The sequence below is a fragment of the uncultured Psychroserpens sp. genome (assembly GCF_947501425.1).
Lineage (GTDB): Bacteria > Bacteroidota > Bacteroidia > Flavobacteriales > Flavobacteriaceae > Psychroserpens.
This window is the reverse complement of record NZ_CANMVN010000005.1, coordinates 186,804-212,051: the sequence shown is the minus strand read 5'-3', so window position 1 is coordinate 212,051 and position 25,248 is coordinate 186,804. Positions and strand designations below refer to the sequence as shown.

The following is a 25,248-nucleotide window of genomic DNA, read 5'->3' as shown; positions in this document are numbered from 1 at the left end:
TGAAATTGCTTGTTTTGTTAGCAAAGTTGCAAAGATACTCATTTTAGCCCTAAAAAGTAGGTATGGGTTATTTAGAGTTTTGTTAAAATATACGTAGTTCTACGTATAGGAATTTAAATCTGAATAAATTATTTTGCTATCCAAATTGATTTCTTATGGAAGAACATTTAAATAAAACTTCAAGGAGAGATATTCTACCCGTAATTTATGAATACTTGTTAATAATATTACCCGTTTCGATTTACATTTCTCTTGAAGCAATGCATAAACATGATTGGACTTATTTTTTTAAGTCTCCAGAATGGGGGATTGCAATTATTTTTTTGAGTTTTCAAGGTGTAGCTTTATATCTTAAATCATTATCATCAACCAACAAGAAGATTAATCATAATTTTATTGGTTTATTATTCTTGATTGTTGTTGTTGTTACAATTGCAGCTATATTAAATTCGTTTATATCTTTAGACTATAAAGAAAATAATTTTATGAAAATATCCATCAGAATAACCTTATTATTTATATCATCAGCATCTTTTTTCATCTTGGTTCTTTCTGGTAAAAAAAACGAATTAAATAAAAAAAATGAATAAAAAAATAAAAAGAGATTTAGGAGCGATGGAGGCGCATTCTGATCCAAAATTTAAAGAACATTTTATCGAAGTACAGGATCTTGATAAAATACTGGATGATGATTCTGATATTGTTTTTGGATTAAAAGGTAGTGGTAAAAGTGCTCTTTGTAGGGCTCTAAATGAAATCAAGAAAGATGACTTTCTTGTGACGAAAATAATTAATCTGGATAGTCTGAGTTTTACACAAATACATGCAGCTTTAATTTCCTTACAAGCTACTACTCATAAGGAGTTAATTAAATTAGCTAGTCATACATGGAGAAATGTATTGTTGCTATATTCAATTGAAGCCTATGCATCACTATTACCAGAAGATAATAAATTCAAAAAACAAGTAGATAATTTAGTGTTATCTAGAAGGTATACCAATACAAAATCAAATAGTAGAATATTGAATTATATTCAAAATTTGATTGATAGAATTGCAAAATTAGGATATGAAACCAAAGAGTCTTCTCCCTTGGGTTTGACACAATCTCAATTTGAAGAGGTGGACAAAAAGTACGATGATGAATTATTTAAGCTATTTGAACAAATCGTTGAGTCAATTGCCTCAGATTCTAAAAAGGTTTTAATCTGTTTAGATGGTTTTGACTCAATTATTGATCATAGTGAAGAATCTAGAAAAGCAATTTTTTCTGGACTTGTAGATGCTATATATAAAAATTCAAAAGATAGGGTTATTAATGAAAGATTTTCTTATAAGGCGTTTTTACCAAGAGAACTAACTGATGGTGTAAGAAACTCACATTTTGATTCTGACAAATTTATATTCAACAGACATTATTTAGGATGGAGTATTGAAGAGTTTAAACTATTAGTAGCTAAGAGACTCATGCCATACAGTAAAACTAAATCTAATGACTTTGATGTTTTATGGGCTGAACATATGCCAGATAAAGTCAGAAACAACATTCATTCAGTTGAAGAAAACACTTTCGAGTACATAATAAGACATACTCTTTATCGACCTAGACACCTTTTGATACATTTGCAATATATTTTTAGCGAATGGGATAAAAACAATGATAATTTTAAAGTGCATCCCTCTTTAATACCAAAAGTAGTTAGTAGGACTAATAAAAAATTAGCAGAATTAATCTCTGCAGAATTGGAATATTCAATACCAGGCATTACCCAATTTCTTCATTCATGGAATTCAATATCATGTACAATAGAATCTTCAAAATTTATTGATAGAATGTCTAGAATGTTTGGAATAGAAAGTATTGATGAAGAAAGGGATTTATTTGATAAACTGTTTAACATAGGAATAATAGGATATTTCAAAAAGGATCAATTTAAAAGTAAGCCCCAAGGTAAGATGAATTGTGTTTTTGCTTACACCAATGCTGATTTGGGTAAACGACTAGTTTATAATTCCATTGATCCAGGTGACATTATTGCTCTAAGTCCTGTTTTCCAAGAATATTGTGGTAGTAATTATGCAAGTTATGGTTATGTCTGTCAAAAACTATAATCTAAAGACCTGAAATAATTTTTTTTAATAATTGTGATTCTATAGTAGTTTCAGTATTTAGCGAAACATCGATTTTTCCATTTTCCATAATTTATAGATCAAAACTCAGTACCTGTAAGAATATTTATTTTATGCTTCTTTTAAAATATAGGTTAGTAAATCTATAATTAACTTTATAGCGTTTTTTAAATTTATTATACTTGTAATATAATTATAAACAATTATCAGCATGCAATTATTAGGAATAGGTTCAAGAATTAACCACAGCGAATTTGGAAAGGGCGTCGTTACAAACGTGACATCAAAACACTATTGGGTGACTTTTATGGACAACGGATTAGAGACCATAGATATTGATAGTGACTTTGAGGTTATAGAAGCTTGTGAAGATGATGTAGATACTGTAAGTTTTGCCGAAGTCGAGAGTAGTCTGGTTCATATTTTAAAACGTTGGAGTGATGTTACTGAAGTGATTCCAATTGCTGATAAATGGAAAGGTGGAACATTGATTTTAGAACCTGGCGATACGTCATTGCAAGGCAAAGAATTGCCAATCAATCAGTTTTTTCATAAAATTACCATGGTGCGTGATCGTTTACGTGTGATGGAGCAGAAAATTAATTCTAGTAAGAATTTGGACGAACAGGAAAAAATAGATTTACAACAATATATCACGCGTAGCTATGGAAGTTTAACCACGTTTAATGTGTTGTTTAAACTGAAATCTCAGCAGTTTGTTGGGCAGAGGACTAAGTAGATGATTTCCTATTTCTGAAATATGCCTTCTCTATAAGCATTAAGTAAATAATCAAAGGCACCATTAAACAGATGATCACAGAAGAAGCTGTGTAGTTACTACCTATCGCATCAAAACCTCGTAAGAAGTTAGCTGAGTGATCAAATAGTTGATTAGAAAATCTTGAAAAATCTCTTATCATTACTACTATAAGTAGTACAATAATTAAAAAGCCTATTTTAAAAAAGTGCTTACCTCTTATTTTATCAATAAGAAACATCCATGATAACGGAATCAGGATAAACCAAATAATAATATTGACTTCTTTATAAGTAAAACCAGTAAGTCTGGATAAGAACATTAGGAACTCGTAAGTGTAGTTGAAAATGTCTTTCAATTGTGCTTTTTATTTATAATTCTGCAATCTAGGAGTATAGTTCTATTCATTTTTGTATGGTGTTCTCCTTTGGAGGATATTTCCATTTTAAAGCCTGTAGCAGTTGAATCTTTAATTTCAGCACTATATCTTCTGTAAGGTTCTATTTGTGCTGAAATTGATTTTGGTTGAGAGGTGCTTAAGGTGGAATTCTCAGAGTCATATTCATAAATAATTGAGGCTTCATGATTTGTGAAATTAAAAATATTACCTAAAACAGTAAGTTTATTATCTTCTGTTATAGCCTCTACATTTAAAAATATATTAATATCAGTATTATCACCTTCATAAATACAATTGCAACTTTGAGATGTAAGTTTTTTTTCTAATAATTGTGATGTTTTTATATCCTCAATTTCCAAGCCCATAAACAAGAGTTTATGAAAGGTTGGTAGTTGTGCACCAGTATCAGTTGTCGTCCAATCAGTCCATGACGCTTCGAGTCCGTCAATAGGTAAAATATCCACCCACATTTGGTAGCTTTTTGGTTTTCCGTTGTTGTCAAAATGCCAAAGATACGAGTCGCCAGGAGTTGAGCCTCCATCAGTATAAGTCACTAAAAGTGCCTCTTTGTCATTTTCCGTAGTAACTAATCGTCGTTCCACACCTGGATCAAAAACCTTATATGGTGCTACTAACCAAAAGGTGTCGTTATTGAATAAGTCTAAGGCTTTGTTAATATATTCATCAACGTCTTCACCTGTATAGGGTTCATTAGAAACAGTAACCAAGGAATTATCATGATTTGCTAAATCTAAATGTACCATGATATTTTTCCAATACACTTCGCATGTGTTTTCAGCTTTGATCCATTTGTAATGGTGACGTTTTTTAAACGTAAATTCAATGTAGTCTGTAGCTTTGTATGCCTCATGATTAAGTGCATCAAGCATTTTTATTGCCAATTGATCTGCGGCTTGTCCTTGCGATCCAGTTGGTAACTCTTCATTGTATTTAAAATACATAAATGCAAAGAATAGTAGAGAAGGCAGGGTAAAAAAAACAATTATACCTCCTACGATTTTTAGTATTTTTTTTGGTTTTGGCACGCGTTATATTTTTGGTAAAGTTACAAATAGTTTAGTTTCCTGTTCTTTTTTCCATTGCCGAAAAAATAACCAAAAAAGTCTAGCCTGAACTTTAAATCTTATCCATCTATTCCTTGAAAGCTAAACAAAAAGAACTCAACTTCGCTACGCGCGAAGTTTCAAACAGCTTTTTGTTTCCAACGCTTCGCTTCGTCGGATGGATCCTAAGATTTAAACTTATGGTGGTTTACTAATTGCTATAGCATTGAATAGACATCTTAGCTACAAAATAAAAATGGAATTATTTGGAAATTTTTTCTTTGACGCCTTCAGCTAAAGCTAATGCTGCGTCTTTATGATGTCTAAACCAAAGCTCAGGTTCAATGAGTTCTAACTCTGAAAGCGCTATTTCCCCATTATTGTCCTCAAAGATATCTACTCTGGCATAAATGGGTAATTCCGGACAAGCCTTAACAGCGGTTTCTGCAAATAGGATTTCACTTTCTGTTGGTGAATAGTTATGTATACTTCCTCCAAAATCATCCTGAACTCTGAAATCACCAGGTTTTGCCTTTTTCAGGATGGCATGTGAGAATTGTCCATTAAACACCATCATAGAAATTTCCCCTTTGGTGACAATATTATGCTGAAAAGGTTGAAGCATCATCGCTTCGTTGGCAATTAACTCTTGAAAGATATCTTCATGAGCTTCCAGATTATCAGGATTGAGTTTATACGTATGTCTAGCAGCACCAGATATACAAGGTTTAAGAACGGTGTTATTCCAATCTAAAATATCATGAAGTTGTGCCAGCGTAACTTTTGCATCTTGTTCGATAAAATGACTCTCAGCAATATGCACACCATTGTTCTGAAGGTCTAAAAGATAATGCTTGTCTATATTCCATCGGATAATGGCTTCAGAATTAAGTAAAGTTGTCTGTTTAGTCACAATTTCCAACCATTCTGAAAATTCATCAAAACGATCAAAATAGTCCCATGTGGTACGGAATAATACCGATTTGGTTGTAGACCAGTCAAAGAACATATCATCCCATGCAAGACGAAGTGTTTTAAGTCCGACCTGCTCTAAAGCATGATATACCAAACGGTCTTCATAGTATACATTATGCTTGTAGGTGTCTGTTTTAGAATCGTTAAGGTAGCGACTATCAGTAAGGATAACCACGTCGTATAATGTGTTCAAATTAATTATCGTTTTTATAACCTGCAGGACGTTTCGATCTGATTGGAGGAGCAGGTTCTGGCTGTAATTCAAATTCGTTGTTTCTCAATTGTTTCATGGCTTCTTCAACAGCACGTTCCAACTGCGGATCTTGTCCCTGACTCACTAATTTTGGATGTTGAATTACTTCAATATCTGGAGCAATACCTATGCCTTCAACGGCCCAATTTCCGTCCACATCATAAAATCCGCCACGAGGAGCCACCATTCGACCTCCATCAATAAATCGAGGTGTATCCCAAGTTCCTACGAGTCCGCCCCAGGTTCTTGTTCCTACCAGTGTGCCAATATCAGCCATTTTAAACATGTATGGAAGTAAGTCACCACCAGAACCAGCACGTTCGTTGATAATCATCACTTTTGGTCCCCAAATACCAGCCATTGGTGTGGTCCATGGTCGGTTGGTATTGGTTTTACTGTTAAAATATCCAAAAAGCTTACGATTCATAATATCAATCATATAATCGGCAGCAGAACCTCCTCCATTATTTCGTTCGTCAATAATAGCCCCTTTCTTATCCTGCTGAGAGAAATAATAACGGTTAAACGAGGTAAAGCCTCCACCACCTGTGTTTGGCACATAGACGTAGGCTAGTTTTCCGTTGGATAATTCGTCTACTTTACGACGATTACCTTCAACCCAATCCACATAGCGTAGATTACGCTCACTTCTAACAGGCTTTACTAGAACAGTTTTTGAGCCATCCATTGATGCTTTGCTATTTACAGTAATATGGATTTCTCGTCCAGCAGTTTGTTCTAAAAGTTGATACGGATTCTTTCCTGAAACATTTGTTCCGTTTATGGCTAAGATATAATCCCCTTCATTGATGTCAACTCCAGGTTGTGCTAAAGGCGCATTTGTTCCTGGATTCCAACGCTCACCAGAATAGATCTTTGTGATCTTATAATACCCTTTGTCTGCTTTAAGATCTGCTCCTAATAAACCAACAGGAACAAAATCTACGTCAGGTAAATCACCACCAGACACGTATGAATGTCCGACAGCAACTTCACCACTCATAATATCTACCACATAGTTAAGATCGGTTCTATGGCGCACATGATCTATCCATGGCGAATACCATTTATACACATCGTCCCAAGGGGCGCCATGCACATTGTCAACATAAAGAAAATCACGCATAAAACGCCAGCCCTCTTTAAATATTTGATGATATTCTTCTTTAGGATCAATTTTTATTTTAAGATTAGTATTGATTTTGCCTTTTCCAAAATTAGCTTTCCCTTTAGTGCCAACAATGGCCCATTGCCCATTTTTATTAATCAATGTTGAATTTCTATCTTCGGAAATGATCATATCTGAAATGCCGTCTGCAAAATCTTCAGCTTTATCTTTTTCTGTATCGTAGTTATGTACTTTAAGTCCATCATCGGTAGCTTCAACGACAAACACATGTCCTTTAGGAGCTTTACCGAGAGCCACATAATTTCCGTTTGGAAGACTCATGGCTACAGCTCTATCAAATAACTCATTAGTATCAATGGTAACAGTCACTCCAGAAGCTTTATCTTCTTTTTTGTCATCAGATGACTTATCATTTTTCTTACCCTCGTTTTTGTCTTCTTTACCATTTGAAGCTTCCTCATCAGTTTTGATGTGATTAGGAGCTTTATCTTTTGAATTCAAAACTATGGTGTATAAACTACGTGTGGTTTCAGGATCGTACGAACTCATATCTAACCAGCCTGTTGCCAATCCGTAATTAGTACTCGCTAAGGTGTACAAATACTTTCCAGATGCATCCCAAATTGGATCAATAGCATCGGCAATAGGGTCTGTTACTGGGATGATCTTTTTAGAATCTACATTGTAGGCATAGATTGATTTAAAGCTACTGTTATTTTGTTTCGCATAAGCAATCCACTTACTATCTGGTGACCACACAGGATTCATAGAACGGTTAGGATGAGCATAACTTTCAGTATCCGCAATGACTGCCTTTTTAGTTTCTAAATTAATCACCCAAATATTGAAATCGGTATCCGTATATGCAATGTGTTTTCCATCAGGCGACCAGTCAGGTTCAAAATAGAAGGTGTTGTTTGGTAGTTTGATAGACGATTGATTTTGACCATCCTGATCGGCAATAACCAATCGGTATTCGCCACTTTCGTCTGAGAACCATGCAATTTTATCACCTTTGGGCGACCATACAGGTGCACGATCGGCTACTCCAGATGAATTGGTAAGATTTCTCCAGGTTCCATTTTCTTTCGGAACTGTAAATATTTCACCTCTATGCTCAAAAACGGCACGTTTTCCGTTAGGAGAGATATCGGCATTTGAGAGTTGTCTGCCTGTAACACTTTCCCAACGTTCACGTGAAAAATTAAGATCTGCTTTAACTTCAATATTTAATGTTTTCGATGTTCCGTTAGAAGGATCAATAGTATGTAAACGACCACCTTGCTCATACACAATCATATCTTTGCTTGCATCCAGACTTTTAACATCAAATTTTTTGTGTGTGGTGATTTGTTTTTCAGCTTTTGTTTTCGGGTCGAATGACCAGATATTACTTGTATAGTCACGTTCAGATAAATAATAAACGATACCATTAAGCCATACAGGGTCAAGATGACGCTCTTTGTCTGGTTGAGGCGTTGTGATAAGATCTTTAGTTTTTAGATCTACAATCCATATCGGCATTGCTTGTCCGCCTCTGTAATTACGCCATTCAGGATCCCAACCAGTAATAGGTGTGTAAGCCACATGTTTTCCATCAGGTGAAATTTCACCATAAGCTGCTCTAGGAATATCTAGTGCTACAGGTAAACCACCTTTTGGTGAAACGGTAAAAAATTTATTGGTTTGTGTGGGTCTGCCTTCGCGTCCAGAGCGAAAGAGGACATCTCCCTGAGGCGTCCAGCCTTGCACGAAATCTGCCGCAGAATGATAAGTAAGACGTGTTGGCTCACCACCTTCACTTGGCATGATATACACGTCGATATTACCATCGTACTGTGCGGTAAAAGCAATCCATTTTCCATCGTCTGAAAAGTGCGGACTGGACTCATAGCCATCATCACTGGTTAGTCGTAAGGCAGTACCACCTTTTATAGATGCTTTCCATAAGTCGTTGGCATAGACAAAAACCACATCATTTCCATGAAGCGTTGGTTGTCGTAATAATTTGGTTTGTGCTGAAGCAGCAATAGAAAATAAGCCTAAAAAGGCAACTATTAATCGTTTCATATTGGGTTGGTTTAAACAGACATTAATTATAAACCTAAAGATACAAAAATGTAGAAACGATTGGTTTTAAAAGTGTTAAATTAGATTGATTTTAAACACCTAAGCGTTTAGTCTTCAACTCTGAAGATTTCACTCTTATAATTGAATGCTTTCTCATGTTCAAATCTTGCTTCCTGAATGTACGAACGTTCCTTGACTTCAATAATTCTAACAAATAGGTCGGGAGTAGGTTTATCTTTTGGTCTGGAGTTCCAAAACGCTTCGTTTCCTTCTACAAATATGAGCTTGTAGTTGCAATCATCTATCCAATTTATTTTTAACTTGACTTTAATTGGTCCATATTCTTCAATCTGGATAGAATCGTTTCTTTTGAGTTTCGCAGCTACAACACCATCTTCAACATTTTGAAAATTACCGATTTTAAATTTTTGACAATCGGTTTGAGCGAACGACAAGGTTGCTGTTAGAAAAATAATAACTATTAAAATATGCTTCACAATGATTTTGATTTTTTTTAGTTGCATTTAATATAAAATCTAATTAGAGGTATTATTAGTTAAAATCCATCAGCTGCATCATCACCTCGATGATCGGCACCACCTTCCAGAGTACCATCGTCTAAAACCAAAATGGCATCTACCTTAGCAGTTATGGGAGGCGCTTCAATGTTTACATAGTAACCTTTATCATCAAGTTGTTCCAGTAAGTCCTCAGAAAATGAATTAACTTCCATTCGTATTTGATCTGGCAACCATTGGTGATGAAAACGTGGTGCATCTACTGCCTCTTGCATGGTCATATTAAATTCGTGTACATTCATTATGGTTTGTAAGACAGAAGTAATAATGGTAGAGCCTCCAGGCGTGCCCACCACCATATACAGTTGATTGTCTTTTTCTACTATGGTAGGTGTCATAGCACTTAACATGCGTTTTTGAGGTGCAATGGCATTGGCTTTTCCGCCTATAAGGCCGTAAACATTTGGCACACCAGGTTTACTACTAAAATCGTCCATTTCGTTGTTTAGGAAAAAGCCCAATTCATCAGCATAGAGTTTTGAACCATAAGCACCATTTAGGGTAGACGTTGCAGATACAGCATTGCCAAATTGGTCTACAATAGAGTAGTGGGTGGTTTCTTCATACTCCTGAAATTGTAAGTGTTCAGAAATTTCCATAGTGTAATTTGGAAGCGTTCCGTAGGAAATAGAATCTGAAGGTATTGGCTTGTCAAATGAAAAACGTTTCATGCGATCTTTCAGGTAGTCGTCATCAAGCAATTCATCTATTGGAATATTTACAAAATCGGGATCGCCTAAAAAATAACTACGATCTGCATAAGCTAGTTTTTCAGCTTCTACCATTACCTGCATCGCTTCTAATGAATTAGGACCATACTGGCTGATATCATAGGGCTCTACCATTTTCATGATTTGTGCTAGACACAGTCCGCCACTTGAAGGTGGCGACATAGAAATGATATTGAGGTTATCGTATTTAAATGTAATAGGTTCTCGCCATTGCGCTTCATATAGCGCGAGATCTTCAGTAGTAATGATGCCTCCCTTTTGATTTATAAATTCAACCAATCTTGTAGCTGTTTCACCAGTATAAAATTCATCGCGACCATATTTGGCAATGCGTTTTAAGGTTTCTGCTAAGGCTTTATTTTTGAAAATTGATTTTGCAACTACGGTTCTATTGAAAGGGATTTGTTTTCCGTTGACTACAGTAAAAATACTGTCATACTCAGCAAATCGTTTGTGTTGTTTTTTTGTGACTATAAATCCGTTTTCTGCTAATGCAATCACTGGTTTTAAAAGTGTTTCAACAGGAAGACTTCCAAATTTTTCATGTGCTTTGAAAATTCCAGCAATTGTTCCGGGTACACCTACAGCATATGCACCTACTGTACTTTTGTTAGGAATGACATTTCCGAGGGAATCTAAATACATATCTCTACTGGCAGCCAAAGGCGCTTTTTCACGATAGTCTAGCGCTCCGATTTCGCCATTATTTAAACGGTAAACCATAAATCCACCACCTCCAAGATTTCCTGCATAAGGGTAGGTGACCGCCAAGGCCATTTCGGTAGCAAACATAGCATCAAAAGCATTTCCACCTTGTTTGAGAATGTTTCTTCCGATTTTTGAAGCTTCAGCACGAGCAGACACTACCATTGCATTTTCTGTTGTGAGTCCGCGTTTAGAAATTATAGGGACTTCTCGTTTACAGGAATATGCTAAGCAAAGGAAAACTAGTATTAAAATTTTACTATTGATTCTCATCGGCAAATTTTGTCTCAAGTTCTTTTAATATATCATTGGAAAACACAATCAGCTCATCAAAAAAAGAGGTAAACTCTGTTTCAAACTCCGTGTAGAATTCTCTGAGTTCTGAGGTAGCTTTATTCATGCCTGATCTGTTTTTAGTACGTCGGTTCATGCCGTTCAATACCTTTTGAATACCATCAATCTCAGCATAAGTAGATAGCCAATTACCCGAGATCATATGTGGTAACATATGCTGGGTCTTTAAAGGCAATATTTCAAAATTATCTTCCATTAGCTTATAGAAGCGTTGAATGTAAATTTCCAAAGGCGTTTCAGAATAGTGCTTCCAGTTTTTTGCAAGAAAATGATCATATAATATATCGACAATCACACCACTATAGTGACCATAGTTTTTATGTAAGCGTTTGGTACTCTGTCTTACTGTTGGATGTGCATCTGTGAAGGTGTCTATTTGCCTATGCAAGAGAATTCCTTTTTGTATACCAGGAGGAAAGGTTTTATAGTGTTTTCCTCTAATGCCATCAGCAATAAAATTACCAATCGTAACTTCATTTTCGTTATTAGATAGATAAATGTGGGCTAGAAAATTCATTCAATAAATATATGTATTTTTGAGTTCTAAATTTTTAAACTTGGATAGATTACCAAATTTAGATCCCTTACGCTTTATATTGGCATCATTGGTTATGGTGTTTCATATTCCACAGCTTAGCAAAAATCAAGGTCTTCCGTATGTTTTTGATATTCCTGTTTTTCAGCGAGGTACGGAAGCGGTGTATATGTTTTTTGTGTTGAGCGGTTTTTTAATTATTAGATTGATCTACAGATATAAGCAACGTGAGGCGTTTTCTATTCGGAAATTTTACATGAGAAGAATTCTAAGGATCTTTCCTTTATATTATCTTATAGTGATCTTCGGATTTGTATTTTACTGGACTATTTTGCCAATACTTGGTATTCCTTTTGAAAACAATTATAGTTTGGGAGAAGGCGTTTTGATGACCACTTTTTTTATACCTAATGTATTCGGAAAGCTATACGCTCCAGGAGGTATTTTGGAAGTGCTGTGGTCTATTGGTATTGAAGAGCAATTCTATTTGATGATAGCGCCATTATTGTTTTTTATTCGGAAAAATAGTGTACTATTAGTTTTGTCGGTTTTAACTCTAGTGTATTTTATTGTGTATCACCTGAGTAGTTTTGAGGTTTTAAGAACCTATAAATTTGTATATTTCTTGTTGTTCTCAGGAGGCATTGTAGCTATTCTGGAAGAGAAGCAAAAATTAGAGTTTTTAAAATATTATACGATTTTTCCAGTGCTGATCTCATTAGCAACTTTATTGTATTTTACTACAGATCTGTTCATGTTTAATGAGCGTTGGATGAGAAATGCATTTACAATGGTATTATTTGGATTATTCATTCATACCTTAGCTCATAATAATCTTGGTAAAGCCATTAAAAACAGGTTTTTGAATCACTTAGGACATATTTCTTATGGTATTTATATGTACCATGTAATTGCCTTAAACCTAGTAGTCTTCTTAATGCTTAAAATTCAAAAGCTTGAAATTTTTAATGAAACGATAACAATACTTTTAATTTATATATTGACTTTTGCAATAACTATACTTTTGGCTCATTTGTCTTACAAGTATTTTGAAACTTATTTTTTAAAACTAAAAACAAAATTTAGATAATGACACTTATAAAATCTATCTCAGGAATACGTGGAACTATTGGCGGACATGTGGGTGATAATTTAACACCAATCGATGCTGTTAAATTTGCTTCGGCTTACGGGACTTGGATAAAACAACAACGCAATAAAGAACACTACAGAGTTGTTGTTGGGCGAGATGCTAGAATTTCCGGAGAAATGATTCAGAATTTAGTAATGAACACTCTGGTTGGTTTAGGAATTCATGTTATTGATCTTGGTTTATCAACAACACCTACTGTTGAAGTAGCAGTACCTATGGAACATGCCGATGGTGGTATCATTTTAACTGCAAGTCATAATCCGAAGCAATGGAATGCTCTCAAGCTATTAGACGCTAAAGGTGAGTTTTTAAATGCAGAAGAAGGTGCAAAAATTTTAAAAATTGCAGAAGCTGATGAGATGTCTTTTGCTGATGTGGATAACCTAGGGAAAATCACAGTAAATGATGCATACATTGATATGCATATCGATGAAGTTCTGGCAATGGACCTAGTTAATAAAGACGCTATTGAAAAGGCTAATTTTAAGGTTGTTGTTGATGGCGTAAATTCAACAGGAGGTATTGCCATCCCATTATTATTAGAGCGATTGGGTGTTCATCCTGTTAAGTTGTATTGTGAACCTAACGGACATTTTCCTCACAATCCAGAACCCTTAAAAGAACATTTAACCGATTTGTCTGAAGCTGTGGTAAGAGAACATGCTGATTTTGGAATTGTTGTAGATCCTGATGTGGATCGTTTAGCTTTTATGGATGAAAAGGGTGACATGTTTGGAGAAGAATATACATTGGTAGCTTGTGCCGATTATGTGCTTAGCAAAACACCTGGGAATACGGTAAGTAATATGAGTTCAACCAGAGCACTTCGTGATATTACCGAAAAGCATGGAGGTACTTATGAAGCTAGTGCTGTGGGAGAGGTTAATGTGGTGGACTTAATGAAGAAAAATAATGCTATCATAGGAGGCGAAGGTAATGGTGGAATTATCTATCCTGAGTTACACTACGGAAGAGACGCCCTTGTTGGAGTAGCATTGTTTCTCAGCTTACTTGCTGAAGGGAATATGTCTGTAAGCGAACTTAGAGCATCATATCCTAGTTATTACATGAGCAAGAAAAAAATTCAGTTAACACCTGAGTTGGACGTTGACGGATTGTTAAAGGCTATGGAGGAGAAGTATTCCGAAGAAAACCTAACCACTATTGATGGTGTAAAGATCGACTTTGCTAATTCTTGGGTTCACTTAAGAAAAAGTAATACCGAGCCTATAATAAGAATTTATACCGAAGCTCCTAGTCAGAAAGAGGCTAATGAACTTGCAGATCGTATAATATCAGAGATTAAGGCAATCGCAAATATTTAGTATCTTCGCAAAAAGCTGTATGATATGATTTCTACGGAACAAACTTCATCTATACCATCTGAGCTTGAATTGTATTTTAATCAATTCAGAGACCATATTATTGGTATAGATCAAGAGTTTGAATCGCCTTTTGGAACCCAAAAAATTATTTATACCGATTGGACTGCTTCCGGACGATTATACAGACCTATTGAAGAGAAATTGTGTAACGAATTCGGACCTTTTGTAGCCAATACACATACAGAGACGACAGTTTCTGGTACAGCAATGACTAAAGCATACCACGAAGCCAAACATATCATTAAAGCGCATGTCAATTGTAATGATGATGATGTTTTAATCGTTTCAGGAAATGGCATGACAGGTGTTGTTAATAAATTTCAGCGTATACTTGGTTTAAAAGTGCCTGAAAACTTGAGGAAATATACTTCTGTTCCAGATGAAATTCGTCCTGTTGTTTTTGTAACACATATGGAACACCACTCAAACCAAACGTCATGGTTAGAGACCATTGCTAAGGTTGAGGTAATTCCTCCAGATGATAACGGTTTATTCAGTTTAAAAAATTTAGAAGACTTATTAGAGAAGTATAAAAATCGTACACTAAAGATTGCTTCAGTGATTGGAGGTTCTAATGTTACAGGTATTCAAACACCATATCATGATATTGCAGAATTAATGCACAAACATGGAGGTGTTTGTTTTGTTGATTTTGCCTGTTCTGCACCTTATGTTGATATTGATATGCATCCGGAAAACGAACTTCAAAATTTGGATGCTATTTTCTTTTCACCACATAAGTTTTTGGGAGGACCAGGTACGTCAGGTGTTTTGATTTTTAATAAGAAGTTGTACAAGAATATGATTCCTGATTGTCCTGGAGGAGGAACTGTAAGTTGGACAAATCCATGGGGAGAACATAAATATATTGATAATATAGAAGATAGAGAAGATGGTGGTACACCTGGTTTTTTGCAAACTATAAAAACGGCTTTAGCTATTAAGCTTAAAGAACAAATGGGTGTTACTAATATTCTCAAACGTGAACATGAGTTAGTACAAACAGTCTTTGATGAACTGTCTCCAATTGAAAACATTAATATTCTTGCTGGTCAACACCAAGACCGATTGGGCGTTATTTCATTTTATATAGATGATCTGCATTATAACCTAGGTGTGAAACTATTAAATGATCGCTTCGGAATACAAACACGAGGTGGTTGTAGTTGTGCTGGTACCTACGGTCATTTTTTACTCCATGTAGATCAGCAAACCAGTCATGAACTGACCAATGAAATATCCATTGGTGATCTGGTACGTAAGCCAGGTTGGATTCGTATGTCTATTCATCCTACAACTACTAACGAAGAAATGGCTTTTGTATGCAGTAGCATTAAACAATTGGCAAAGCATCATCAAGAATGGTCTAAAGATTATGACTATCAAGGTGAAACCAATGAGTTTATACATAAATCGTTAGTATCCACGAATACTTCAGAGGATGACATCATCGATTCTTGGTTCAAATTATAGAATTCTTAAAATAATTTAATTACAACATCTTTTATTTTATTGTTAACTCAACGTTAAAAAAAACTACCTTATAGTAGATGTGTTTTATGTTTCTGTATTTTAATTAGCCATACAACGTTTTAATAAATCCTAACAAACCCTTAAAGTTACCACAACATTACCACAACATTAAGACTGTTTTAACTACATCGTTGTAGTTATGCCTTTTTTGTTTTATCTTAAACATACTGATAATTGGCGTATTTTAAGTATTCTATAATATTTTCAACTCTTTTTTGAATTGTATGTTTTTTGTATAGGCTTTTTTTGTGGAATTATCAGTATGCTCCCCTAAGTTTACAACATAACAATCAATTATATGACAACAAAACTCTTATCCTTAGTTTTTTTACTGTTTACAGTATGTGCATTTAGTCAAAATGTAACAGTAAAAGGAACAGTTGTAGATCAAGCAACTGGACAACCACTACCAGGAGTTAACATCCTGGTCAAAAACACTGCAAAAGGAGCATCTACAGACTTTGATGGTAATTTCACCATTCCAGATGTATCAATCAATTCAACACTTGTATTTACTTATTTAGGATACAAGGAACAAGAATTCATTGTAGCCAACACTAACCCAATAAATATTTCGCTTGTTGAAGACACAGAGTCCTTGGACGAAGTTGTGGTTATTGGATATGGTACACAGAAGAAAAAGGAAATCACAGGTGCTGTAGCAGTTGTTTCGAGTGAAACCATTGAAAACTTAAAGCCAACACGAATTGAGCAAGCCCTTCAAGGTCAGGTGGCAGGTGTTAATATTACATCTCAGTCGGGTTCACCTGGTGCTGCAGCAACAATTAGCATTCGTGGTGTATCCACAAATGGAGATAACAGACCTTTGATTCTTGTGGATGGTAATGTTATTGAAGATTTAAGTGTAATCAATCCAAATGATATTGAAACACTTAATGTACTTAAAGATGCAACAGCCGGAATCTATGGTGTTAGAGCAGCAAACGGTGTTATTCTTATCACAACCAAAACAGGTAGAAAGAACAGACCATTAACTGTAGATATCAACACCTATGGAGGTTTCCAGCAAACAACACGTAAAATTCCATCTTTAAACGCTACAGAGTACGCACTTTTAGTAAACGAAGCATTTGCGGCCAATGGTGAAGATCTTGTGTTTCCAGATGTTTCTGGATTAGGTCAGGGTACAGACTGGCAGGATGAGGTATTTCAAAATGCAGCGTTGTACAATGTTAATGCCACGCTTTCTGGAGGTAAGGAAAAGTCATCTTATGCTTACGGTGCGTCCTTTCTTTCGCAAGACGGAATTGTAGGCGGGAGCAAATCTAACTTCTCAAGAATTACACAACGTTTAAATTACAGTTTAGACTTCCTAGATAACTTTAAGCTTAATTCTGGTTTGATCTTTACACATACCAATAGAAAATCATTAGCTGAAAATGGTTTAGGTTCAGTGTTATTCAACGCGCTTAATATGGCACCTACATTTTCAGTAAGAGATGAGAATGGCGCCTATACAATTGCTGAAGGTTTAGGTAACGAAGTCATCAATCCTCTGGCACAAATTGATAATACTTTTAACAGAGGGTTTGTAGATAAAATAGCTGGGAATATAAGTTTATCATACAATTTCCTTGAAAACTTTACAGTACAAGCTAATTATCAGTTTAACTATGCTGAAACAGAATCTAACGTATTCAACCCTGTAGCTTTCTTCGGAAGTGGAAAAGTCTTCAATAGAGATCGTAATGAGGTTGTGATTAATAATAATATTTTTAGAGATTACACATTTGATGCGTTCTTAAAGTATGAAAAGAAGTTTAACGATACTCATAATTTAAGTGTGTTAGTTGGTACTTCAGTGTTTAAGACGGAGGGATTCTTCAGTGGGTTTGTCGGATTTGATATTCCAGGAAATACAGTGGCTAATGCGACTTTGGAGCAAGCTTCTGATATTCAAAATATTTTTCCTAACGGAAATGCACAGTTTGATGCTAGGCTTCTGTCTTACTTTACAAGATTGCAATATGATTATAAAGGAAAGTACTTACTTTCTGCTGTATTGAGACGTGATGGTTCTACCAAATTTGGTCCAGAGAATAAGTTTGGTATATTCCCTTCAGCATCTGTAGGTTGGATTGTTTCCGAAGAAAACTTTATGCAAAATAATGATGTTTTAAGTTTCTTGAAATTAAGAGCCTCTTATGGTATTCTTGGAAATGATAGAATTCCTGATTTCAGATTTGTATCACTTCTAAATGGAGAAGGCACGTATGTTATTGATAATGAATTGGTATTTGGAACAGCAATTGGAGCCGTTTCTAATCCAGAGATTCGTTGGGAAAAGCAAAAGACACTTGATATTGGAGTAGATGCTAAACTTTTTAATAACAGAGTAGATATTACAGCAGATTACTACAAGAAAAGAACAGAAGATTTATTAATCGTGCCTCAGGTTTCAGGAATTCTAGGAGTTGGCGCTCCTGGTTCTGGTGCACCAGTTGTAAATGCTGGTATTGTTGAGAACAAAGGTTTTGAATTCTCAATTGGATATAACCAGGTCGTTAATGATGATTTTAATTTCAGTGTTCGATACAATATTGCAACCTTAGATAACAATGTTGTTGAAGTTAGTGCAGATGGTGATTTCCTGTCAGGAGGTGCTTTTGGTGTCGGACAAGATCCACCAGCGAGAATGGAAGAAGGTTTCCCTATAGGATACTTTAGAGGATTTGTCACAGACGGTATATTCCAAAATCAAGCTGAAGTCGATGCCTATCCTACAATTAACGATGCTGTGCAACCTGGAGATCTCCGTTTTGTAGATATCAATAATGACGGTGTTATTGATGATAATGATAGAACAAATATTGGTGATCCATTACCAGATGCTACTATGGGACTTAATCTTTCATTTGAATACAAGAACTTTGATTTTCAAGCTTATGCGTTCGCATCTGTAGGAAATGATATTGTTAGAAATTATGAAAGAAATCAACCACTAACTAACCGAAGTGTATACTACTTGGATAGATGGACTGGCGAAGGTACTAGTAATAGTTTCCCAAGAGCTACTTCTGGAGCTAACTCTAACAGTTTATTCTCTGACTTCTTTGTAGAAGATGGTGATTTTATCCGTTTACAAAATGTACAGTTAGGATATACCTTGTCAGACAAAATTTTAGAAGGTTCTAAGATTAGTAAGCTTAGATTTTATGTGTCTGCTTCTAACTTGTTAACACTTACTGAGTATAGAGGATATGATCCAACTGCTTCAACAGGAGAAGCTATAGGAGGAGGAATTGACTACGGTTTCTACCCAACTCCAAAAACATTTTTATTAGGTATGAATTTAAAATTTTAATTAAAGATGAAATTAACAAGAATAATATTTACCGTTTTTGCACTACTTGTTTTAATTGCTTGTAGTGATGATTTTGTCGATGTAGATTCTCAAGATCAAAACTCTGAAGATTTCTTTAACTCAGAGGAAGACTATCAAAGCGCATTAATTGCAGCTTATGATTTATTACAATCCACATACTTAAATGTTATGTTAGGAGAAATAGCTTCAGATAACACTCTTGCAGGTGGAGAAAGCGCTATTGATGTTCCAGGTATTCAAGAAATTGATGACATGATTCATACACCAGTAAACCAACAACTCAGAGATATTTGGGGATGGATGTATAGTGGTGTCAATCGTGCAAATTACATTATGGAGTTTCAGAATAAAACTGATTTTGAGGGTAAAGAAGGCGTACTCGCTCAAACACGATTTTTAAGAGCATACTATTATTTCGAATTGGTCAAATGGTTTGGTGATGTACCGTTTGCTGTAGATCAAAGAATTCTATTTGGAGATCAATTTTCTATTGGTAGAACTCCAAAAGCAGAGATCTATGCTCAAATGGAAGAAGACCTTATTTATGCAGCTGCTAATTTACCTTATGTTCAAGCTGAAACAGGCCGAGTGACTAAAGGAGCAGCTCAAGCTCTATTAGGGAAGGTGTATTTATACCAGGAGAAATTCCAACAATCAGCTGATGTGTTAAACGATTTAATTAATAACGGACCGCATGATTTACTGACTGATTACAGCACTATGTTTGAAAATGATAATGAAAATAATATCGAATCTGTGTTCGAAGTTCAGTACACTGATGAAGAAGGTGCTGGTTTTGGTTGTTTACAATGTAGTGAAGGTAATGTTGCTGTTGGGTTTAATGGGATACGAAATTACACTGGCCCTGAGTTTGAATCTGGATTCAGTTTTAATGTCCCAACACAAGAAGTTGTTGATGAATTTGAAAATGGAGACAACAGATTAGAAACAGCCATTTTAGATATTGATGCTTGGGCAGCAGATACAGGAGCAACTTTTGCTACCGGATTTGAGCACACTGGCTACTTCAACAGAAAGTATATCGCACGTCAGGGTGATGCTAACACTGGAGATGCAAATCTTACGAATCCAAACAACTACAGAGCAATACGTTTTGCAGATGTATTATTGATGGCTGCTGAAGCACTTAATAGAGGAGGTATCAATGATATGTTAGCTCAGCAGTACCTGAATCGTGTTAGAGAGCGTGCTTTTGGAAACTCAGATAATAATGTCTCTGCTACAGGAACAGCACTTACTAATGCTATTTATCACGAAAGACGAGTTGAATTGGTAGGTGAAGGACATCACTTCTTTGACTTGGTAAGAACAGGAAGAGCAGCTGCAGAAATTGATGGGTTCCAAGCGGGTAAACATGAATTATTCCCAATACCAGATATTGAAATACAATTAGCAGGAAATCAATGGGAACAAAATCCAGGATATTAAAAAAACAACTATAAAAAAGAAATATACAATGAAAACATTAAAATACGTATTTGGTATCTTCTGCCTGATAGCTCTAATTCATAGCTGTTCGGAAGACGATAACGATACAAACTTCATTAATAACATACCAGCACCAACAAATGTTGGCGTATTGGCAGTTGTAACACCAGACAATTCTGGATTAGTAACACTAACACCTTTAGGAGAGGGTGCAACAAAATTTGAACTCGATTATGGAGATAGCTCAGGTACTTCGGGAGAACTGATTCCAGGCGAAAGTACACAACATGTGTATGAAGAAGGTACTTATGATGTCGTGGTCACTGCAACCGGTATCAATGGAGACCTGGTAACTGTTACACAAACCATCGAAGTTGCGTTTTTAGCACCACAGAATTTGATGGTTACTATTGAAAACGATACTGCTATTTCCAGACAAGTGAACGTTACAGCTTCAGCAGAGTTCGCTATGAATTATGAAGTGAGTTTTGGAGATCCTGCAAATACAGTTCTTATGGCCAATATTGACGAAGGAATCTCATTTATTTATGAGGAAGCAGGAACATATACAATTACAGTAACAGCATTTAGTGCTGCTATTGAGACCACTTCATATACTGAAGCGTTTTTGGTTACTGAAATTTTACAACCACTTACAAGCGCTCCAACACCTCCAAGTCGTGCAGATGAGGATGTCATCTCAATGTTTAGTAACACATATGCACTTGACGTTAATGTGAGCTCTTGGAGATCAGATTGGAGTACAAGTACACTGACAGATTTACAAATAGAAGGCGATGATACAAAGTTCTATGCTGATGCTGATTTTGTTGGTGTTGAGTTTTATGCTCCAGATGCTGTGGATGCCTCTGATATGGAATTTTTCCACTTAGACTTTTGGTCTGTAAATGCTACAACCTTCAGAGTTAAACTTGTTGATTTAGGAGGTGCAGCTACTGAAGCAGAAATTGTTTTTGAAAATTTACCTCAAAATGAATGGGTTTCTCTTGAGATTCCAATGAGCGATTTTATCGATGGAGGTATGACCTCAATAAGCTCAATACAACAGTTGATATTTTCTGGTGTACCAGTGGGTACATTCGATTTCTTTATTGATAATGTCTATTTCTACAAGTCGCCTTCTATGGCACCAACAATTACTGGAACATGGAAAATGGCTCCTGAAGCTGGATCTTTAGGAGTTGGACCTAGTGTTGGAGATACTCAATGGTTTAGTTGTGATGATGCCTGTGTAGCAGATAGAGCGTGTTACTTTGATGATACTTATTTCTTTGGTATTGATGGCTCATTTGTAAATGATCTTGGAGCTGATTCATGGATCGAAGGATGGCAAGGTGGTAGCGATGGTTGTGGAACACCTGTAGCACCTCACGATGGATCTAACCCAGCAACCTATACTTACGATGCTGGTGCTGGAACAATAACTTTAAACGGAACTGGTGCTTATATCGGTTTACCAAAAGCCAATAATCAGGGAGAATTACCTAATGTTGCTGTACCTAGTTCAATTACTTATAACGTCACCTTAGTGGATAATAATAATATGGATGTCTATATTGAATCTGGAGCAGGTGTGTTCTGGCAATACAGATTAGTAAAAGAATCTGAGGCTCCAAATCCACTAGCAGGAACATGGCAAATGGCTCCTGAAGCTGGATCATTAGGTGTTGGACCAAGTGTTGGAGATACCCAATGGTTTAGTTGTGATGCTGCCTGTGTTGCAGATAGAGCTTGTTATTTTGATGACACTTATGTTTTTGGCGCAGATGGAACGTTTTCAAATGTTCTAGGTGCTGAATCATGGATCGAAGGATGGCAAGGTGGTAGTGATGGTTGTGGAACGCCTGTCGCACCTCATGATGGATCAAATCCAGCAACCTATACTTACGATGCAAATGCAGGAACAATTACGGTAAGTGGAACTGGTGCTTATATTGGTTTGCCAAAAGCAAACAATCAGGGAGAGCTTCCTAATGTTGCTGTGCCAACTTCCATTACTTATAATGTCACCTTGGTAGATAGTAACACTATGGAAGTGTACGTTGAATCTGGTGCTGGTGTATTCTGGCAGTATAAGCTCATAAAACTATAAGTCTTAAAGAAATATAATGATGATAACAAAAAAAATATTACAGATAAGCGTATCACTTTTAGTGGTACTGACATTATTTGCATGTCAAGACGAAGATCAGGAATTTGGTGATGTAATCGCGCCATCAAACCTTACACTTAATGTTCAAGTTGTTGGTCAGGATGCCATGAATCCTAATGGTGATGGTTCTGGTTTTGTGAATTTTACTGCAACAGCAGACAATGCGCTTACCTATAGATACAACTTTGGTGATAATACAAATGTAGAGGTGGCTCCATCCGGAGAAATTTCGCATCGTTTTAATCTTACAGGATTGAATACTTATGTCGTAACTGTTATTGCATCTGGAACAGGTGGAGTTACTACAAGTACTTCAGTATCTGTAGATGTATTTAGTGCATTTGATGATCAGGAAGCTAAAGATTTTCTTTCAGGTGGAGCAGGAGCATCAAAAGTTTGGTATCTAGCGGCATCACAACCTGGTCATTTAGGTGTTGGTGGAACTCCAGAAATTGCAGCAGATTCATTTTGGTTTCCTGCATTTTTCTCTGCGACACCATTTGAGAAATGTAATGATGAAATTAGTGATTGTTTATGTGATGATGAATTGACATTTAGTCAAGATGCTGATAATGAGTTGACATTTCAATTAAATAATAACGGACAAACATTTTTTAATGCTGGACATCAAAGTGTGATTGGCGAAGATGCTGGAGAAGATGCCTGCTTTGACTTTGATACTTCTGGTGTGAGTAATGTATCATTAGCACCAACATCGGTTGATTGGTCTGCAGTTCCAGATCCAGATTTTAATCCAAGAGGTACTGTGATGAATTTTACTAACGATGCCTTTATGGGCTATTATGTGAGCTCATCATCTTATGAGATTATTTCTATAACTGAAAATACATTGTATGTAAGAACTATAGATGGGTTGAATCCTGTTTTAGCATGGTATCACAAGTACTCAACCGATCCTCCTGAATTGGATTAATTATAATCCTCAGGACCCTTGTCTTTGTGTTTCCAACGTTTATGAGTCCACAGATAATATTCTGGAGCTTCATAGATTTGGTCTTCGACAAGTTTTAAAAATTTATCTGTGATTTCATAGTCTTTAAAATCATTAGGGTAGTCTGCTAACGTCTCAAATGTGGTTTCATAATAACCGCGTTTGAGGCGTTTCACTTTAAAGAATACCACAGACATATCCAGTTTTTTTGCTAACATTTCGGCTCCAGTATGAACAGGAACTCTAATATCCATGAATTCTGTCCAATGAAATGCTTTCCAAGGCTTTGGAGTTTGATCAGACACAAATCCATTAATTGTGGTGATTCCTTGCTTCTTTAAGCGCGTGAGTTCTGGAATCGTCTCTTTAGTTGTGATTAAATGGCTGTTGTACTTAGCTCTAATACGTTTTACTAATCGATCAAAATATTTATTCTCGATACGCTTATATATGGCATTACCTTGAGATTTCACATAGGTTTGTAGAATAAAGATCCATTCCCAACTACCATAATGAGCACACATGAGTACAATACTTCGGCCTTTATTTTCAATATCTTGTATAAGTTCTATGTTGGTAAATTTGAAGCGTTCTTTCATTTCTTCTTCAGAAATAGATAAGGATTTGATGGCTTCAACCATCATATCACACAAATGGTGATAAAATGTCTTAGTGATGCGATTTATTTCTTTATCGTCCTTTTCTGGAAACACCAATCTCAAATTAGCCTGGACTGTTTTTTTACGATATCCGAAGATGCGATAGACCAGTATATAAATGAAGTCTGAAAATGCATATAACAATCTAAATGGAAGTATAGAAACCAACCATAAAAAAGGATAAACTAAAATGTAAATTATAAATTGCATTAATGTCTTAGATTTGCAGTGGCAAATATAATTATAATATAAACGTTAACGGTCTATGGGTAATTTAAGTTTTTTTACTATTGTCATAATTGCTGCAAATGCATTGATCTCTTATAAAGGGTTTGGAGATTACAGCTTTTTTGAACGCTATAAATTTAATGTTGGTAGTATAAGAAGAGGCGAGCAGTTTAGAATGTTTAGCTCAGGTTTTCTCCATGCAGATACCACTCATTTGCTGTTCAACATGCTAACATTGTTGTTTTTTGCAGATCGTGTGATTTCTTTTGTTGGTGAAATAAATTTTCTGGTCATCTATGTTGGAAGTTTAATACTTGGAAGTCTGTTATCATTGTATTTTCACAAAGACGAATACCATTACAGTGCTGTTGGCGCTAGTGGTGCTGTAACAGGTATCTTATATGCAGCCATATTGTTAGATCCAAAAATGGATATTATGTTTATATTTCTACCCATACCAATAAAAGCCTATATCTTCGGAATTGTATACCTTTTATATTCTATCTACGGAATGAAAAACAGAGTAGGTAATATAGGTCATGATGCACATTTTGGAGGTGCTATTGGAGGTTATTTGATTACTTTGATTTTGCGACCATCACTTTTTGAAACCGATTTGCTTATGATTGGTTTGCTAGCCATACCAATAGTCTTGTTATTAATATTACACAAGCTCGGAAAAATTTAAA

Annotated in this window: 19 protein-coding genes; 11 read left to right on the top strand and 8 right to left on the bottom strand. The window is 35.6% G+C overall.

Annotated features, from left to right (window positions below; translation table 11 throughout):
* Nucleotides 1-155 precede the first annotated feature (155 nt).
* The 3 genes from Q0951_RS09425 to Q0951_RS09415 all read left to right on the top strand — a co-directional run bounded on the left by Q0951_RS09425 (nt 156) and on the right by Q0951_RS09415 (nt 2,869).
* Entirely contained in the window at nt 156-590 is a 435-nt protein-coding gene (locus Q0951_RS09425) for a hypothetical protein (protein ID WP_299336334.1), read from the top strand.
* Nucleotides 583-2,112 carry a hypothetical protein gene (locus tag Q0951_RS09420; RefSeq protein ID WP_299336333.1) on the top strand — a complete coding sequence of 510 codons (1,530 nt, stop codon included), beginning with the start codon at nt 583-585 and terminating at the stop codon, nt 2,110-2,112. Before Q0951_RS09425 ends, Q0951_RS09420 begins: the two co-directional genes overlap by 8 nt.
* A gap of 229 nt (nt 2,113-2,341) precedes the next feature.
* Entirely contained in the window at nt 2,342-2,869 is a 528-nt protein-coding gene (locus Q0951_RS09415) for a hypothetical protein (protein WP_299336332.1), read from the top strand.
* Here Q0951_RS09415 and Q0951_RS09410 read toward each other — a convergent pair.
* From Q0951_RS09410 to Q0951_RS09380, 7 genes are all read right to left on the bottom strand, one after another.
* Nucleotides 2,862-3,245 carry a hypothetical protein gene (locus Q0951_RS09410; RefSeq protein ID WP_299336331.1) on the bottom strand — a complete coding sequence of 128 codons (384 nt, stop codon included), beginning with the start codon at nt 3,243-3,245 and terminating at the stop codon, nt 2,862-2,864. The genes Q0951_RS09415 and Q0951_RS09410 overlap by 8 nt on opposite strands.
* Nucleotides 3,242-4,249 (bottom strand): hypothetical protein, encoded by a 1,008-nt coding sequence (locus Q0951_RS09405; protein ID WP_299336330.1) that lies wholly within the window; start codon nt 4,247-4,249, stop codon nt 3,242-3,244. Before Q0951_RS09405 ends, Q0951_RS09410 begins: the two co-directional genes overlap by 4 nt.
* Nucleotides 4,250-4,613: 364 nt before the next feature.
* Entirely contained in the window at nt 4,614-5,519 is a 906-nt protein-coding gene (locus Q0951_RS09400) for a hypothetical protein (RefSeq protein ID WP_299336329.1), read from the bottom strand.
* Nucleotide 5,520: 1 nt separating this feature from the next.
* A complete protein-coding gene (locus tag Q0951_RS09395; protein WP_299336328.1) occupies nt 5,521-8,778 on the bottom strand; it encodes a S41 family peptidase in 3,258 nt (1,085 codons plus the stop codon).
* 107 nt (nt 8,779-8,885) lie between these two features.
* Entirely contained in the window at nt 8,886-9,275 is a 390-nt protein-coding gene (locus Q0951_RS09390) for a hypothetical protein (RefSeq protein ID WP_299336327.1), read from the bottom strand.
* A gap of 59 nt (nt 9,276-9,334) precedes the next feature.
* Nucleotides 9,335-11,065 carry a gamma-glutamyltransferase gene (gene ggt / locus Q0951_RS09385; protein WP_299336326.1) on the bottom strand — a complete coding sequence of 577 codons (1,731 nt, stop codon included), beginning with the start codon at nt 11,063-11,065 and terminating at the stop codon, nt 9,335-9,337.
* Complete coding sequence (locus Q0951_RS09380) at nt 11,052-11,663, bottom strand: acyl carrier protein phosphodiesterase (RefSeq protein ID WP_299336325.1); 612 nt, start codon at nt 11,661-11,663, stop codon at nt 11,052-11,054. Before Q0951_RS09380 ends, ggt begins: the two co-directional genes overlap by 14 nt.
* 40 nt (nt 11,664-11,703) lie before the next feature.
* On the opposite strand from Q0951_RS09380, the gene Q0951_RS09375 reads away from it, so the two are divergent.
* The 7 genes from Q0951_RS09375 to Q0951_RS09345 all read left to right on the top strand — a co-directional run bounded on the left by Q0951_RS09375 (nt 11,704) and on the right by Q0951_RS09345 (nt 23,654).
* The gene (locus Q0951_RS09375) at nt 11,704-12,771 is read left to right on the top strand and encodes an acyltransferase (protein WP_299336324.1); all 1,068 of its coding nucleotides are present in this window, start codon (nt 11,704-11,706) and stop codon (nt 12,769-12,771) included.
* Nucleotides 12,771-14,159 carry a phosphoglucosamine mutase gene (glmM, locus tag Q0951_RS09370; RefSeq protein ID WP_299336323.1) on the top strand — a complete coding sequence of 463 codons (1,389 nt, stop codon included), beginning with the start codon at nt 12,771-12,773 and terminating at the stop codon, nt 14,157-14,159. The genes Q0951_RS09375 and glmM overlap by 1 nt, the downstream gene beginning before the upstream one ends.
* 24 nt (nt 14,160-14,183) lie before the next feature.
* Complete coding sequence (locus Q0951_RS09365) at nt 14,184-15,692, top strand: aminotransferase class V-fold PLP-dependent enzyme (protein WP_299336322.1); 1,509 nt, start codon at nt 14,184-14,186, stop codon at nt 15,690-15,692.
* A gap of 358 nt (nt 15,693-16,050) precedes the next feature.
* On the top strand, nt 16,051-19,077 hold the full coding sequence (locus Q0951_RS09360) for a TonB-dependent receptor (RefSeq protein ID WP_299336321.1): 3,027 nt from the start codon (nt 16,051-16,053) through the stop codon (nt 19,075-19,077).
* A 6-nt stretch (nt 19,078-19,083) separates the two neighbouring features.
* Entirely contained in the window at nt 19,084-20,547 is a 1,464-nt protein-coding gene (locus Q0951_RS09355) for a RagB/SusD family nutrient uptake outer membrane protein (protein WP_299336320.1), read from the top strand.
* Between the two features lie 28 nt (nt 20,548-20,575).
* Nucleotides 20,576-22,660 (top strand): hypothetical protein, encoded by a 2,085-nt coding sequence (locus tag Q0951_RS09350; RefSeq protein ID WP_299336319.1) that lies wholly within the window; start codon nt 20,576-20,578, stop codon nt 22,658-22,660.
* Nucleotides 22,661-22,676: 16 nt separating this feature from the next.
* Nucleotides 22,677-23,654: a hypothetical protein gene (locus Q0951_RS09345; RefSeq protein WP_299336318.1), complete on the top strand. Its 978-nt coding sequence runs from the start codon at nt 22,677-22,679 to the stop codon at nt 23,652-23,654.
* Here the strand turns inward: Q0951_RS09345 and Q0951_RS09340 are convergent.
* A complete protein-coding gene (locus tag Q0951_RS09340) occupies nt 23,651-24,541 on the bottom strand; it encodes a lysophospholipid acyltransferase family protein (RefSeq protein ID WP_299336317.1) in 891 nt (296 codons plus the stop codon). The genes Q0951_RS09345 and Q0951_RS09340 overlap by 4 nt on opposite strands.
* 55 nt (nt 24,542-24,596) lie before the next feature.
* Between Q0951_RS09340 and Q0951_RS09335 the strand changes: the two genes are divergently transcribed.
* Entirely contained in the window at nt 24,597-25,247 is a 651-nt protein-coding gene (locus tag Q0951_RS09335) for a rhomboid family intramembrane serine protease (protein ID WP_299336316.1), read from the top strand.
* Nucleotide 25,248 lies beyond the last annotated feature (1 nt).

Bases quoted from the DNA above. Each gene is read 5' to 3' on its own strand.
- Q0951_RS09425 (WP_299336334.1), top strand. From the start codon at position 156: ATGGAAGAACATTTAAATAAAACTTCAAGGAGAGATATTCTACCCGTA.
- Q0951_RS09420 (WP_299336333.1), top strand. From the start codon at position 583: ATGAATAAAAAAATAAAAAGAGATTTAGGAGCGATGGAGGCGCATTCT.
- Q0951_RS09415 (WP_299336332.1), top strand. From the start codon at position 2,342: ATGCAATTATTAGGAATAGGTTCAAGAATTAACCACAGCGAATTTGGA.
- Q0951_RS09405 (WP_299336330.1), bottom strand. From the start codon at position 4,249: ATGTATTTTAAATACAATGAAGAGTTACCAACTGGATCGCAAGGACAA.
- Q0951_RS09395 (WP_299336328.1), bottom strand. From the start codon at position 8,778: ATGAAACGATTAATAGTTGCCTTTTTAGGCTTATTTTCTATTGCTGCT.
- ggt (WP_299336326.1), bottom strand. From the start codon at position 11,065: ATGAGAATCAATAGTAAAATTTTAATACTAGTTTTCCTTTGCTTAGCA.
- Q0951_RS09380 (WP_299336325.1), bottom strand. From the start codon at position 11,663: ATGAATTTTCTAGCCCACATTTATCTATCTAATAACGAAAATGAAGTT.
- glmM (WP_299336323.1), top strand. From the start codon at position 12,771: ATGACACTTATAAAATCTATCTCAGGAATACGTGGAACTATTGGCGGA.
- Q0951_RS09365 (WP_299336322.1), top strand. From the start codon at position 14,184: ATGATTTCTACGGAACAAACTTCATCTATACCATCTGAGCTTGAATTG.
- Q0951_RS09360 (WP_299336321.1), top strand. From the start codon at position 16,051: ATGACAACAAAACTCTTATCCTTAGTTTTTTTACTGTTTACAGTATGT.
- Q0951_RS09355 (WP_299336320.1), top strand. From the start codon at position 19,084: ATGAAATTAACAAGAATAATATTTACCGTTTTTGCACTACTTGTTTTA.
- Q0951_RS09350 (WP_299336319.1), top strand. From the start codon at position 20,576: ATGAAAACATTAAAATACGTATTTGGTATCTTCTGCCTGATAGCTCTA.
- Q0951_RS09345 (WP_299336318.1), top strand. From the start codon at position 22,677: ATGATGATAACAAAAAAAATATTACAGATAAGCGTATCACTTTTAGTG.
- Q0951_RS09340 (WP_299336317.1), bottom strand. From the start codon at position 24,541: ATGCAATTTATAATTTACATTTTAGTTTATCCTTTTTTATGGTTGGTT.
- Q0951_RS09335 (WP_299336316.1), top strand. From the start codon at position 24,597: ATGGGTAATTTAAGTTTTTTTACTATTGTCATAATTGCTGCAAATGCA.